11 protein-coding genes, 1 tRNA gene and 1 pseudogene are annotated in these 14,031 nt (G+C 48.7%); 2 read left to right on the plus strand and 11 right to left on the minus strand.

Features of this window, described 5'->3' with window-relative positions; translation table 11 throughout:
• The first annotated feature begins 64 nt into the window (after window positions 1–64).
• Window positions 65–137 (plus strand) — tRNA-Lys (locus tag G6R28_RS05530).
• 42 nt (window positions 138–179) lie between these two features.
• On the opposite strand, the gene G6R28_RS05535 is transcribed toward G6R28_RS05530, so the two are convergent.
• From G6R28_RS05535 to G6R28_RS05545, 4 genes and pseudogenes are all read right to left on the minus strand, one after another.
• Window positions 180–590, minus strand: coding sequence for a hypothetical protein (locus G6R28_RS05535; protein WP_238479365.1), 411 nt, complete (start codon window positions 588–590; stop codon window positions 180–182).
• Between the two features lie 9 nt (window positions 591–599).
• A pseudogene (locus G6R28_RS06660) lies at window positions 600–773 on the minus strand (helix-turn-helix transcriptional regulator); the annotation flags it as partial.
• A 164-nt stretch (window positions 774–937) separates the two neighbouring features.
• Window positions 938–2,329, minus strand: coding sequence for a C40 family peptidase (locus tag G6R28_RS05540; RefSeq protein ID WP_213793248.1), 1,392 nt, complete (start codon window positions 2,327–2,329; stop codon window positions 938–940).
• A gap of 179 nt (window positions 2,330–2,508) precedes the next feature.
• Window positions 2,509–3,501: an NAD(P)/FAD-dependent oxidoreductase gene (locus G6R28_RS05545; RefSeq protein ID WP_213793249.1), complete on the minus strand. Its 993-nt coding sequence runs from the start codon at window positions 3,499–3,501 to the stop codon at window positions 2,509–2,511.
• Window positions 3,502–3,614: 113 nt separating this feature from the next.
• Here G6R28_RS05545 and G6R28_RS05550 point away from each other — a divergent pair, with 113 nt between their 5' ends.
• A complete protein-coding gene (locus G6R28_RS05550) occupies window positions 3,615–4,571 on the plus strand; it encodes a nucleoside hydrolase (protein WP_213793250.1) in 957 nt (318 codons plus the stop codon).
• Between the two features lie 43 nt (window positions 4,572–4,614).
• Here G6R28_RS05550 and G6R28_RS05555 read toward each other — a convergent pair whose 3' ends face one another.
• From G6R28_RS05555 to G6R28_RS05585, 7 genes are all read right to left on the minus strand, one after another.
• Window positions 4,615–5,256, minus strand: coding sequence for a deoxynucleoside kinase (locus G6R28_RS05555; RefSeq protein WP_213793251.1), 642 nt, complete (start codon window positions 5,254–5,256; stop codon window positions 4,615–4,617).
• 149 nt (window positions 5,257–5,405) lie between these two features.
• On the minus strand, window positions 5,406–6,542 hold the full coding sequence (locus tag G6R28_RS05560; RefSeq protein ID WP_213793296.1) for a S1C family serine protease: 1,137 nt from the start codon (window positions 6,540–6,542) through the stop codon (window positions 5,406–5,408).
• A 66-nt stretch (window positions 6,543–6,608) separates the two neighbouring features.
• Window positions 6,609–8,450, minus strand: coding sequence for an ATP-binding protein (locus tag G6R28_RS05565; RefSeq protein ID WP_213793252.1), 1,842 nt, complete (start codon window positions 8,448–8,450; stop codon window positions 6,609–6,611).
• A 41-nt stretch (window positions 8,451–8,491) separates the two neighbouring features.
• Entirely contained in the window at window positions 8,492–9,202 is a 711-nt protein-coding gene (gene yycF, locus G6R28_RS05570) for a response regulator YycF (RefSeq protein ID WP_213793253.1), read from the minus strand.
• Window positions 9,203–9,401: 199 nt separating this feature from the next.
• The gene (locus tag G6R28_RS05575) at window positions 9,402–10,382 is read right to left on the minus strand and encodes a ribose-phosphate diphosphokinase (protein ID WP_213793254.1); all 981 of its coding nucleotides are present in this window, start codon (window positions 10,380–10,382) and stop codon (window positions 9,402–9,404) included.
• 100 nt (window positions 10,383–10,482) lie between these two features.
• Window positions 10,483–11,304, minus strand: a complete 822-nt coding sequence (locus G6R28_RS05580) for a Cof-type HAD-IIB family hydrolase (RefSeq protein ID WP_213793255.1) — start codon at window positions 11,302–11,304, stop codon at window positions 10,483–10,485.
• Window positions 11,305–11,430: 126 nt separating this feature from the next.
• Complete coding sequence (locus tag G6R28_RS05585; RefSeq protein ID WP_213793256.1) at window positions 11,431–13,884, minus strand: phosphoketolase family protein; 2,454 nt, start codon at window positions 13,882–13,884, stop codon at window positions 11,431–11,433.
• Window positions 13,885–14,031: the final 147 nt, after the last annotated feature.

Here is a 14,031-nt window from a genome sequence, read left to right on the forward strand (position 1 = left end):
CGCTAAAAACCTTGCCTGGCCCTAGCCGCCATGCTACAATAATATCTGTTGTTTGAAACAAACTGGTTAGTTAGCTCAGTTGGTAGAGCAACGGACTCTTAATCCGTGGGTCCAGGGTTCGAGCCCCTGACTGACCACTAAATGAAAAGACCAACACTACGGTGTTGGTCTTTTTTCTTTTACATTTTCTTTTTTAGCCATTCTGGTACTTGAGGAAGGAAGTAGGCTGAACTGGTCAAAATTAAGACATGCGTCACCTCACCCAGCCAATGGCCCATGTCAAAGGAACTCTTAATCGAGCCGGCCGTTGTCGTCAGTCCAATTGATAGGAAATAGAGGAAGGCGGCCAAGATGGCCAACATTGACCACTTGTTTTCATAAAGCACGACCGGTTGTTTAACCGCCAAATAAAGGGCGATCACTGCAGCCACAAGGACGAGGTTCAGTATCCCGGTCACCTTTGGTAAGAAGTTTAGGTAGTGGTTCAAGATAAGGACCGTTAAAGTCAATCCGTTGATAACATAGGCCAGGGCGTAGACTTTGTCCTGACGGTCTTCCTTGCGATCGGCCTCTTCAATCTTGTTGCGCATTTGCTGGTCCTCCTTGATTAGTTCGTCCAGTGAAATCCCATAGGAATCACTAATCGTCACCACGTCTTGAAGACTGGGTAGGCTTTTGCCCTGTTCCCAGTTGGAAACCGTTTGCCGCGTCAGGTGAAGAGCTTGCCCCAGGTCTTCCTGCGTTAAGCCCTGTTGCTTTCGGATTTCTTTAATTTTTCAGCAATTTGCATGTGATTCGTCCTCCTTGGCTTTTACCATAGCAAGATTTCAGGCTTTTTAGTAGCAAAGAATCTTAACATTGCCCCTCCTTGCCCTTTTTACAAAGAAAAAACAGCCCCCGTTCATATGAACGAAGCGCTGCTTTTGACTTTGTTTGATTACTGACGGTAAACGTAGTAGGCCAAGCTACCACCATTTGCCTTTTGGTTATAGTAGTAGGCGTTGTCGTAATTCCAAACGGAAACGGCCGCACCGGCTTGATCACCATGAGCGTAGTTTACGGAGATGGCGTTTGTATCATCCGTCATGATTTGCACGTGACCGGCGGAACCACCAGAGGCCCCCTGCTGACCCCAGATGACGATGTCACCTCGTTCAGCATCCCAAGGTGTGTTGGTTGAAATCAAGTGGTAGCCATTGGCTTGCAGGTAGCTGTGCATGGAGTCCGTGTTGTACAGGTAAGCTGGCTTTGATGCACCGGCTTCGTACAAGGCTTCGACCATGGAGCCGGAACAGTCGGCGGTGCCATCGGTACCGTTTCGTGAACCAGACATGTCGTATGTCAGCTGGCCCATGTGGTTGTAGAACCAGTTGATGACGGCGTTTGAATCCACCCGGTTCGTCTGGGCTGGGGCCTGGTTAGCCGCCTGGCTGTTGTCAACGTTGTTGGCAGCTGGCGTGTAGGCGGTTGGTGCGACAGAACCCTGGGTATCCACGGCATAGTTGTTCGCCTGAGTATCCGCTTGCTCGTTATCGTCACCCATTCGCGTTGAGATGCCATTGTTTTCGTCATTAGCATCCGTCGCGTTGTTTGCCTCAGACGTTGCGCTTTGGCTGTTTGACGTTGCCTGACTTTGGCTAGCGGCTGGGGCCTGACTAGCTTGCGTCTGCAAGGCAGCTTGGGAAGCTGCTTGTGATGAAGCCTGGGAAGCCGCTTGGCTATCTGCAGCAGCCTGGGAAGCTTGCTGGTAGGCAGCTTCTGAACCTGACTGTGAGCCAGTCTGGTTGTTCACAACGGCTGCATCCTGGTTGGCTTGGGCAGCATCTTGGCTATCCAAAGTAGGCGTTCCCTGCTGCAAAACGATCAAGTTCTGATCGCCGTTACCCAAGTCGGCTTGCGTGGTCTTTTGACCCTCTTGCAAGTAGCCGGCATCCTTCAAGCCTTGGATGATTTCGGCTTGCTGGCCCATCTTTTGACCAGCCACCAAAAGGCCGTGATCAGCCAAGCCCAGTTGGTTGGCTGCATCATCAGTTGTCGTTCCAAACGCATCGGCAATGGCAGACAAAGTGTCACCCCATTGGACGTGGTAGTCGGCCAGGTTCTTGGCCCCCTGCTTTTGGATTGCTGCTTGAACATGGTCAACTGAATTGGCTGACCATTGGTTCTGGTTTTCCGTCTGGCTTGTTTGCCCCGAAACATCGTTAGCGGAAACGGATTGTGCGTTTCCAATAACGTTAGCCCCCAGGACAGCGCCCGTGGCTGCCAAAGTCGTGGCTCCGGCAGTGACCATCAGGCGCTTGCTGAGTTGCTTCATTGTGTTATTTTCCATAACAATAACCTCCATTTCAATCTAGCGCTTCTCCACTATAGATTAGCAGAGAAGAGCCGAGAGAAAAGGGATTCGCGCCATGCTTAACCTTTGCTTAAGCATCTTTTACAAATCGAAAGAAGCCCGTGACTTTTGTATCAGCAGCCAACCAAAAAAGCAGTGCCATGGCACTGCTTTTCTTAAGGTTCGATCACTAATGATGAGGAATGACCGGGGCCGCCCTTTTCCGGAGCAACCAGGGCCAAAGCAGCATTCACCGCTGCCGGTGCCTGGCCAAAGCCCGTGGCAATCAAATCGACGTGTTCGGGGTAGGAAGTCAAATCACCAATGGCAAAGAGCCCTTCCTGCTTGGTCTTGACCTGCTCAGAAACCAGGAGGCCGGCCTTATCCCAGTCGACGTCGATCGACCACTGCCGCTCCGCCTGGCCCGCCGTCTTAAAGCCGTACTGGACGATCAGTTGATCAACCGTCAAACTTTCTTTCTGCTGTTCATCTTTTGGGTTGACCAAAGAAAGAGTGAGTTGTCCCCCTTTTTCATCGACCCGGGCGACTTTGTATGGGGTCTTTTTTATGACAGCAGAAGCCTGCAGCTCTTTGACCGACTGCTCCATGGCCCGAAAAGTCTCCCGGCGGTGAATCAGATAGGTCTGACTAGCCCTTTCCGCCAACTCATTGGCCAGGTCCACGGCCGAATCGCCACCACCGAGCACGGCGACCTTCTGACCGGCGTAGTTAGCCAAATTATCCGCCACGTATGAAAGCCCCTTTTCAACTAAGGCCGCTTCGTTTTCAACCTGCAGGCGCCGAGGTTCAAAGGCCCCCTTCCCCGTGGCCAGGATGACGGTTTTAGCCGCTTTCTTTGCCGCACCATCATTAATCACAACGGTAAAAGTCCCGTCGGCCTCTTTTTGAAGGTCGGTCACCCGGGCACCGGTCTGCATTTCTAAATCAAAACGCTTGGCCTGTTCAACCAGCCCGTCAATCAGCTGTCGACCACTTTCACCGGCCAGACCGGCCACGTCCCAAATTTTCTTATCCGGGTAGAGCGTGGCCACTTGGCCGCCAAATGTTTCTTGGGCTTCCAACAATAAGACCTTAGCAGCCCGCAAGGAAGCATAATAACCAGCAAAGAGGCCGACTGGTCCGGCACCAATCACTATAATATCGTACATTTCTTTATGTTTTGTATCATTCATTCGGAATTTACCAAATCTTTCTCAGAATAAACGCCTTTTTTGCACGTTTTTTTGCTATACTTATTGTACCGAAACAAAGGAGACTTTCAATGCCACGCTACAAAATGATTTTAGATCTCGATACCGGTATCGATGACGCTCTGGCCCTGGCTTATGCCGTTGGCCACGAAGACATCGACCTGATTGGGATCATTGCCTCATACGGAAACAATCTAACACCCGTGACTGCTCAGAACTCCCTTGATTTGCTCAATCTCTTGGGCGCATCTGACGTGCCTGTTTTCTACGGGGCCAGCCACTCAACGACGACGGACGACTTTACCGTGATGGAAGTGTCCAAAACGATTCACGGTCAAAACGGCCTCGGGGACGTCACGGTGCCAAAATCCGAACGGTCCGTGTCTGACCAATCCGGCATCGACTTCTTAATCGAGGCTGCTCACCAATACAAAGACGACTTAGTCTACCTGCCAACCGGTCCATTGACGAACCTGGCCTTGGCCTTGGAAAAGGATCCGGCGATTGCCAAGTTGATTGGTCAGACGACTTTGATGGGTGGGGCCTTGACGGTCCCTGGCAACGTGACCCCCTTTACGGAAGCCAACATTAACCAGGATCCCGAAGCAGCCAACACCGTCTTCCAAGAGCAGCAAAAGCTGACCATGGTGGGCTTGGACGTGACCCTTCGGACCCTTTTGACCAAGAAGGAAACCGCTGAGTGGCGGGCCCTTGGCACAAAGAAGGCCGAACTATACGCTGATATCATGGATTACTACATCGATGCCTACTACAACTTGGACATTGATAAGCGTGGTGCGGCTCTCCACGATCCCTTGGCCGTGGCCGTGGCTGTTCAACCCGACTACATTGATACCTTACCATTGAACATGAAGGTCACGACCGACCGCGTCAGTGGTGATTACGGTCGGACCATCGGTGATACCGACAAGCTCTTAGATGAAACGACTTCTAAGGCGGCTGTTTTAGTTGACCAGGAACGCTTCGTTTCCGACTTCCAAAACATGATGCTCAAGGTCCTTGGCTAATCTGAATAAAAAAGCTTAACCCGACGGTTAAGCTTTTTTATTTTTAGCTTGCCTTCACTTCGGCCAGCTTATCATCAATCATCTTCAAAACCGTTTCACGAGCCGCTGCATCTTCAACAAAGTTTAATTCATCGCCGTTGATAATCAACTTTGGTGAACGGTCATATTCTTCAATCCAGTCTTCGTAACGCTGGTTCAAGTCCTTGTAGTACTGGTACAAGTCCGGATCCTGCTCCACTTGTTCGTAAGGACGGCCACGCTTGGCAATCCGTTCCAACATGGTATCCAAGGAAACGCGAACGTGAATCAACAGGTCTGGCGTCTTCAACTGGTGTTCTTCATCGACTTCTTGCAAGACGTTGTTCACGAGGTCCTGGTAAATATTCACTTCGGTCTGCGTTGCACGACCCAGGTCGGCATTTAGCTTAAAGAGCAGAGCATCTTCGAAGATGGAACGGTCAATAATGGCCTTTTCTTCTTTTTGAGCGGCCATAATTTGGTCCAATCGGCTGTTTAGGAAGTAAACCTGCAAGAGGAAGGCGTACTTTTTTGGATCCTTGTAAAAGAGGGGCAAAATAGGGTTGTTATCCACACTTTCGTAAAAGGCCTTCGCCTCCAAGTGCTCGGCCAGGATATCCGTCAACGACGTCTTTCCAGCCCCAATTGTTCCTGCCATTACAATCATGATTTTTCTCCTAAACTTTCGCTTTTTTTAGTATAGCAAAATTCATATCGAACCAGTAGTCTTGACTTTTCAAAAGTCAGGCAAATCCGCACCAAAAAACAGCCCAAGCATTCAGCTTAGGCTGTTTTTAATTCGATATTACCGTTTCTTTACGATTGCAAAGTCTGGTTCAACTTGATAGTCACCGTCTTCTTATCGCTACCGCGGTAGTAGGTCAGCTTAATCTTATCGCCTACCTTGTGCTGGTAGAGCTTTTCGCGCAAGTCGGCCTGGTTGGAGACCGTCTTGCCATCGATTCCGACAATCAAGTCGTACTTCTTCAGGCCAGCCTTATCCGCCGGTGAATCATCGTTCACCTTGTAGACAACGACACCGCCCGACACATCGGTTGGCAGTTTCAAAGTTGACTTTTGCTCGTCTGCTGGCACCTGGGTCAGGTTGATCATCGAAATCCCAAGAGCGGGACGGGTGACCTTGCCGTACTTGACCAGCTTGTTGACGATGTTAACCACCTGATCGGAAGGAATGGCGAAGCCAATCCCTTCAACGGCCGTTCCCGATGAGGAAGAGGACAGCTTCATCGAGTTAATTCCGACAATCTGACCAGCGAAGTTAATCAAGGGCCCACCGGAATTTCCGGGGTTGATGGCGGCGTCGGTCTGAATAACCGTCGAGCCACCGTAGTTGGCGTTTGACGTGTCATCAGAATTAACCAGGCGCTTGGTAGCCGAAATAATTCCCTCCGTCACAGACGAAGCGTATTCGGAGCCAAGTGGCGAACCAATGGCCAGCACCTTTTGTCCAACGGCAATCTTTTCGGAATCACCAAAGGAGGCGGCGGACAAATCGTCTGCATCGGTCACCTTCAAAACGGCCAAATCCGTCAGTGAATCCTTACCAACCAAATCAGCCACGACGGTTCGATTACTGTTGGTAATAATCTGAATCTTCGCCGCCCCGTCAATCACGTGGTTGTTGGTCACGATGAAGGCAGAGCCATCGGCCTTCTTGTAGACAACACCGGATCCTTCGGAGGACTCTTCAAAAGTCGACCCGGACTTTTTGAAGTTCACAACCGAAACGACGGCGTTGGCGACTTTGGAATAGGCCGTTGAGGCAGTGTCTGAGGAATTCAACTGTTTGGTGGTGTTTGCTTCGGTCAGGACCTTTGAATGGGTGACCTGATAGTTTTGGTAGATTTCCTGACCAGCTAGGACGGCCGATCCACCAATTAAGCCAGCAAAGGCACCAGCCAAAATTAATTTTGTGAGCTTACTTTCCATAATGCACTCCAAGTTTTTGCTCTCATTAGCTTAGCCGACACGCATTAATCTAAGATTAACGCGGTCCTTCTACTCATCCCACAGTGTATCGTCGGACAACAAATCGTCATCAACATAGTTCAGTTCGAAACTGAAGACCGAGCCAACGCCCTCTTTCGAATCAACCCAAATCCGACCACCAAAGGTTTCAATGACTTCCTTTGAAATGGCCAAACCAAGTCCGGTTCCGCCCATGGCTCTAGACCGGGACTTGTCAACACGGAAGAAACGGTTGAAGACTTGTTGCTGGTCTTTTACCGGAATTCCAAGTCCTTGGTCGGCCACACTAATGCGGGCCTTATCTCCGACTTTGTTAAGCGAAACCGTAATCGTTCCACCATCCGGTGAGTATTTAAAGGCGTTGTTCAACAGGTTATCCAAGACCTGCATGATCTTATCGTGATCGACGTCAGCCCAGAGCTCTTCATCAAGAATCTGTCGGTCAATCTTCAAGGGGTGTTTGGTCTCCTTAGTGTTGTCCGTTCGAATCATCATGTCGAAACGGTCCAAGACGAAGTTGACCATTTTATTCAAGTTAACCAGTTCAGTCTTCAGTTCCATGGTGCCCTGATCAATCCGCGAAAGTTCGAGCAAGTCGGCGACCATTCGAGACATTCGCTCCGTTTCGTTTTGAATAACGGACAAAAAGGCGTCCAGCGTTTCGGGATTATCTTTGGCACCATCGACCAGTGCCTCAATGTAAGAGGTAACCGATGTTAAAGGCGTACGCAGTTCGTGGGAGACGTTTGAAACAAAGTTCTTCCGGTCCGATTCGGTCTTCAATTGCAAAGTCACATCGTGCAAAATCAAAATCAACGCGTTAATCATTCCCGATGGATCTTTGATCATTGAGATCCGGACTTCGATGATTCGGTCGCCCAAGTCCATCGTAAAGGGCTTCTTCGTTTTAATTAGGTCACGAATGTTTTGGTACTCTGGCATGTCCAAAATATCAAAGACCGGTTGCCCAAGGGCCTCGTACTCATTGACTTTTAAGTAGTCCGAAGCGGCCTGGTTAATAATCGTTAAGCGGCCACGCGCGTCAGTCAACAGTACCCCATCGGTCATGTGGTGCAAGACCGAGTAAAGTCGGTTCTTTTCATTCGAGATCATCTCGGTCGATGAGGCAATCTTTTGTGACATCACGTTGACCGACTGGGCCAGTGTCGCGATTTCATTCGAACCGGCAATCTTGTTGACCATGGCATAGTCACCAGCCGTAATGCGGGCCGTTTGCTTAGCAATCTGTTCGATTGGTTTCGTCACCGTCCGGGACAGAATATAGGCCAAGTAGATGGCAGCCACAACCGTCAGGACACCGGCCAAGATGAAGAGCCACATGACCCGGCGCGCATTTGAATAAACTTCATGCAGGTTGCCATAGACCACAACGGCCCCGACAACCTTCCCTTCGCTCTTCAAGGGGGTAGTCACAATCACTTCTTGCCCTACAGAACCGTCGTTTGTCCGGACTTTCCGGTAAGCCGAACTATTTTTTAGCGCTAACACGGTATTAGCATCAATGCCCCGATTACTAGCTGACCTCACCGTGGGGTGCTTTCTTTGACTAACAATATTGCCAGCCGCATTATAGACCACAACGTTGTCAATCATCTTGTCATCAAAATTGCTGACTGATTGATTCATGGCCTTTTTCGCAGCGGCATCATCTGGATTCTTTAATCCCTGCACAACGCCGTTTTGCATATAGGAAGGCATCGTCAACCGGCTACCGGAATTAATCAGGTCGGTTGATTCAATTTGGTGAACAAAGAAAATGCCGACCGATTCGAATAAGACAACAAAAAAGAGGACAAAGACGAGCGCCAGCCGGAATCGAATCGATTGTATCGTTTTAACAAGAAAATTCATATTCACAGACGGGCGTTTGCCTTGTCCTCCTCAATTGTAATTTATTGACCCTGCTTACCTGATGAAAGGAAGTAACCAACCCCACGACGGGTTCCCAACCAAACGGGGTGGGATGGCACGTCTTCAATCTTTTCACGAAGGCGGCGAACCGTTACATCAACGGCACGAACATCGCCAAAATAGTCGTAACCCCAAACCTGTCGAAGCAAGTTTTCACGGTTCATGACTTGGCCAATGTGTTGGGCCATGTAGGCCAACAATTCAAATTCACGGTGTGTCAATTCAACATCAACACCGTCCTTTGTCACCATGTAAGTCTTTGTGTGGATGACCAAATTACCCAACTGGATATCGTCTTGGTTCAATGCCGATTCATCGTTACGACCAGCGGAGTGACGATTACGTAAGTTCGCCTTTACTCGAGCAACCATTTCACGATTTGAGAATGGCTTCGTAATGTAGTCATCAGCACCCATTTCGAGCCCAATCACCTTATCGATTTCGGAGTCCTTAGCCGTCACCATGATGACCGGCGTCTTATCCTTGGCGCGGATCTGACGCAAAACTTCAATTCCTTCGATTTCAGGCAGCATTTGATCGAGTAGGACCAGGTCGGGTTTTTCGGACTGGTACATATCCAAAGCTTCCTGGCCATCACTTGCTGTTACAACTTCGTAACCTTCTTTGACCAAGTTGAATTTGATGATATCTGAAATTGGTTTTTCGTCATCAACGACTATGATTTTATACATGAACCCCATCTCCATATAAAAAAATTAATACATATGGCTTATTGTAACATACTTGCGTCCCATGTGAACTCTTTTACTGATAAAGGAAATAGAAAAGCCGACCACTGTATTATATGAATACGGTGGTCGGGCTTTTGACATATCAAGATTTTTAAATGCTAGCGCACCACCGCTTTATTTCGTGCAAAGCCACACGAAATTACTGGTTACGACGGCGGAAGCGGTGCTTGAACAATGGGCTAATGGCTTCGTTCATCGATACACGACGAATGGCTTCACCAATCAATTCACCAACGGAAACGATTTCCAACTTATCGAATTTCTTTGAGTCCGGCAAGTTAATCGAGTCGGTCACAATGACTTTGGTAAAGACGGAGTTTTGCAGGCGTTCCAAGGCAGGCCCGGAGAAGACGGCGTGGGAAGCAGCCACATAAACTTCCTTGGCCCCGTGTTCCAGAACCAATTGTGCTCCTTGCGTGATGGTTCCAGCCGTGTCGATCATGTCATCAACCATGATGGCCGTCTTACCAGCAACATCACCGACAATTGAACCAACCTCGGCAACGTTTGGCTTTGGCCGACGCTTATCGATAACAGCAACCGGCGCATCCAAGCCAAGCATGTTGTTCAAGTTACGGGCACGAGTCATCCCACCGTGATCCGGTGAGACAACCACGGCGTTTTCCTTGTCCGCAATGCCCGTTTCAATCAGGTAGTCAGCCAAAAGTGGCGCCCCCTGCAAGTGATCCATTGGCAAATCGAAGAATCCTTGAATCTGTGCAGCGTGCAAGTCCAAAGCCATGACACGGGTTGCCCCGGCACGTTCAATCATGTTGGCAACCAACTTAGCCGTGATTGGTTCGCGTGAGCGGGCCTTACGATCCTGTCGAGCATAGCCATAGTAAGGCAAAACCACGTTAATCTGTTCGGCAGATGCCCGCTTCAAGGCATCAATCATGATCAACAATTCCATCAAGTTATCGTTAACCGGCTGTGACGTTGACTGAATAACAAAAACGTTCGCACCACGAACAGATTCTTCAATGTTAATCTGAACTTCCCCATCGGCAAAGCGCTTAACCGAAATATCGGAAAGGGGCACGCCAACTTCAGCCGCGACTTTTTCGGCTAAGGGGTGGTTGGATGAGAGAGAAAAGAGCTTAATATTTGACTGTGACATAGATTCATTTACTCCAAGCATCATTTGCGAGATTACCCTTCTATTATAACAAAATTAGGCTAAAAAAGAGGACCGCTTTTCAGCAGTCCTCCAATCATCATCAATTGTCCGTCAGTGCGTATTTTTTAATGGCTTCTGCCACACCGTCATGGTTGTTATCCGTCGTTTGCACATCGGCGGCTTCTTGAATCATGGCAACGGCATTGCCCATGGCCACACCAATGCCGGCCTGGCGAATCATCGTAACGTCGTTTTCCTGATCGCCAATGGCCATGGTTTCGTCTTTTTCAATGCCCAATTCCTTGGCAAGGGCCAGCATAGCCGCCCCCTTCGAGGCATCGCGGTTCATAAATTCCAAATTATTTGGCGTTGAGCGCACCACATTTGCCTTTTCGAGCAGATCTTCCGGAACCTTTTTCTGAACCCCATCGATAAAATCTTTCTCACCAATTAGCATGGCCTTTACAAAGGGCACCGCCTGCATGTCGGCAATGGAGTCAACGACTTTTAAAGGCAACTGAACAACATAGTTTTCTTGTGAAACGAAAACGTTTTGTTCACGAGCCATCGTATAGGCATATTCGTCTGATTCGATTTGGAGGTAAGCACCCTGTGTCATGGCAAAGGCTTCGGCTTCCTTAAAGAGCTCCCAGGGAAGCGACTCGTGGTAGACCATTTTTGAATGGTCCGTCGATTGCGCCATTCCCCCGTTGTGAGTAATCACGTACTGGTTTTCAGAAACCAGTCCAAGTTCCTCAATCACTTTTTTGACACCAGTAGCCGGCCGCCCCGTCGTAATCACAACGTAGATTCCTTGTTCGCTTGCCAGTTGAACGGCTGCTTTAACAGCCGGCGTAATCTCACGGTTATCGTTTAAAAGCGTACCATCAATGTCAATTGAAATTAATTTGATCTTTTTCATGAATGAGTCCCTTTCCAATTAGGGCTATTATAGCAAATTTCCTTAAAGTCGCCTGGACTTTTTCACTGCTTTTACCCACAAAAAAAGAACGAGCGCAGGGCTCGTTCTCTTTGAAGGGTGTTCAGCTTACTTCAAAGGTGACCATTGCCACTTCGTGAATTCTTCGATGTCTCGACCTTCTTCACGGGTAACCTTCATGTGCTTTGCCAAGATGTCATCCATCTTTGAGATGAACGTATCAGCAGCAGCTTGATCGATTACGCCACGTCCTGAAAGGACTTCGACAGCTTCCTTCGCTTGGTGGAAGCGGTCAAGGTGTGAGTAGACACGCATGTCATAAGTCGTCGTGATGTCACCATCTTCACGGTATCCGTGAACGTATACATCACCGCGGAACTTGCGTTCGAAGAAGAATGATTCAACCAAGTTTTCGTAACCGTGGAATCCGAAGATAACAGGTGTGTCAGCTTGGAAGAACTTGTTGAATTCGTCAGCAGACAATTCACGTTCGTCGTTTCCGGCTGCTTCAGACTTCTTTTGCAAACGAAGCAATTCAACAACGTTAACGTAACGGAACTTAACGTCTGGGAATTCTTGGTTAACCAACCAGAGGGCAGCCAACGTTTCGATCGTAGGTTCAGTACCTGCAGATGCGAAGGTAATGTCAACCTTAGCAGAAGGTGCAGTAGAAGCCCAGTCGATTACGGCCAAACCTTCGTTAGCAAGAACTTCAGCTTCAGCAGCTGAGAACCATTGCTGACGTGGTTGCTTAGAGATAACCATGTGGTTAACCTTTGAGTGCTCTGAGAAGGCACGGTCCATCACGGCCAAAGTAGCGTTACCATCGGCTGGCAAGTACTGGCGGATGAAGTTTGACTTCTTTTCGGCCAAGTGAGTCAACATACCAGGATCCTGGTGAGTGTAACCGTTGTGGTCCTGCTGGAAAGCAGTTGAAGTAGAAATCAAGTTCAATGATGGGTAGTCATTACGCCATGCTTGTTCTGAGGCGTGACGCAACCACTTGAAGTGCTGAGTGATCATTGAGTCGACAACGCGGAGGAATGATTCGTATGAAGCGAAGATTCCAACACGACCAGTCAACGTGTAACCTTCCAACCAACCTTCAGCTTGGTGTTCTGACAATTGAGCATCCAAGATACGGCCTTCTGGGGCTTCGTATTGGTCGTTTGGCGTCTTGACTTCTTCCATCCACTGACGGTTCGTCGTGTCAAACAATGACCAGAGACGGTTTGACATGGTTTCGTCAGGTCCGAAGAAACGGAATGACTTAGGGTTCATTTGCATTACCTTTTCAAGGTAAGTTGACAAAGTGAACATGTCCATGTTGTGGTTACCGTCTGGCAACAAAGTTCCACGGTTGTCGGCAGTAATGTTGTTCGTGTATTCGTGCCAGTCTGGCAAGTCAAGATCCTTAAGATCTTCACCGCGCTTACGTCCACCGTTCGTGATTGGGTTAGCAGACATACGCTTGTCGCCCTTAGGAGCGATTGCCTTCAATTCATCCTTCAATGAACCATCAGCGTTGAACAATTCTTCAGGCTTGTATGAGTTCATCCATTCTTCGAATTGTGGCAACGTTTCCAAGTTGTTTTGGCCAAGTGGCAATGGAACTTGGTGGGCACGGAATGAATCTTCGATTGGCATTCCCTTTTGGTCGTGCGTTGGTCCACCCCATCCCTTAGGAAGGCGAGCAATAATTACAGGCCATGCAGGGATCGTACCATCTTCATACTTACCGTCTTCACGGGCAGCCTTTTGGATGGCTTGGATATCTTCGATGGCTTGGTCAAAGATTGACGCAGCCTTTTCGTGATATGCCATGTAGTCGTGGATGTCGTCGTTTTCGATGAAACGAGCTGAGTAGCCAAGACCCTTGAAGAAGTTTGTGATTTCTTCATCTGACATACGTGAGAAGATCGTTGGGTTTGAAATCTTAAATCCGTTCAAGTCCAAGATTGGCAAAACGGCACCGTCGTTCTTGGCGTTCAAGAACTTGATTGAGTGCCATGACGTCATTGATGGACCAGTTTCGGCTTCACCATCACCAACAACCGCGAAAGCGATTTGGTCAGGGTTATCCAAAACAGCACCGAAGGCGTGGGACAATGAGTATCCCAATTCGCCACCTTCGTGCAAAGAACCTGGCGTCTGGGCCGTCATGTGCGAACCAATTCCACCTGGGAATGAGAAGCGCTTGAACAACGTTGACATACCCTTCAAGTCTTGCGTAACTTCTGGGTAATCTTCCGTATATTCACCATCAAGGTAGGCGTTGGTAACCATTACCTGGCCACCGTGTCCTGGTCCACCGATGTAGAACATGTTCAAGTCATACTTGTTGATCAGACGGTTTGCGTGAGCGTACAAGAAAGTTTGACCAGAGATCGTACCCCAGTGCCCGATAGGCTTAACCTTCACGTCTTCAGCTTGAATTGGCGTCTTAGTTACTGAGAACAATGGGTTTGACTTCAAAAAAATCATCCCAGCTGACAGATAGTTGGTAGCACGCCACCACTTGTCAACGAGTTCCAAGTACTCTTTTGAGTTGTAATCAACCATGTAAATAGTACTCCTTTTTCTTTCCACGAAGGGTGCTTATGCACACCTCCGGTTAAATATTTACAAGTATTATTATATCTGCAGATTAAATGGGTTTCAAGGTAATTGGGTCGATGGGACGAACTTTCTCGATTTTGGTTACACCTG

The organism is Fructobacillus papyrifericola (assembly GCF_018437235.1).
GTDB classification, from domain to species: domain Bacteria; phylum Bacillota; class Bacilli; order Lactobacillales; family Lactobacillaceae; genus Fructobacillus; species Fructobacillus papyrifericola.

Coding starts and splice junctions, on each gene's coding strand:
- G6R28_RS05555 (WP_213793251.1), bottom strand. CDS start 5,256: ATGATTGTAATGGCAGGAACAATTGGGGCTGGAAAGACGTCGTTGACG.
- G6R28_RS05535 (WP_238479365.1), bottom strand. CDS start 590: ATGCGCAACAAGATTGAAGAGGCCGATCGCAAGGAAGACCGTCAGGAC.
- G6R28_RS05575 (WP_213793254.1), bottom strand. CDS start 10,382: ATGTCACAGTCAAATATTAAGCTCTTTTCTCTCTCATCCAACCACCCC.
- G6R28_RS05545 (WP_213793249.1), bottom strand. CDS start 3,501: ATGTACGATATTATAGTGATTGGTGCCGGACCAGTCGGCCTCTTTGCT.
- G6R28_RS05565 (WP_213793252.1), bottom strand. CDS start 8,450: ATGAATTTTCTTGTTAAAACGATACAATCGATTCGATTCCGGCTGGCG.
- yycF (WP_213793253.1), bottom strand. CDS start 9,202: ATGTATAAAATCATAGTCGTTGATGACGAAAAACCAATTTCAGATATC.
- G6R28_RS05585 (WP_213793256.1), bottom strand. CDS start 13,884: ATGGTTGATTACAACTCAAAAGAGTACTTGGAACTCGTTGACAAGTGG.
- G6R28_RS05550 (WP_213793250.1), top strand. CDS start 3,615: ATGCCACGCTACAAAATGATTTTAGATCTCGATACCGGTATCGATGAC.
- G6R28_RS05580 (WP_213793255.1), bottom strand. CDS start 11,304: ATGAAAAAGATCAAATTAATTTCAATTGACATTGATGGTACGCTTTTA.
- G6R28_RS05540 (WP_213793248.1), bottom strand. CDS start 2,329: ATGGAAAATAACACAATGAAGCAACTCAGCAAGCGCCTGATGGTCACT.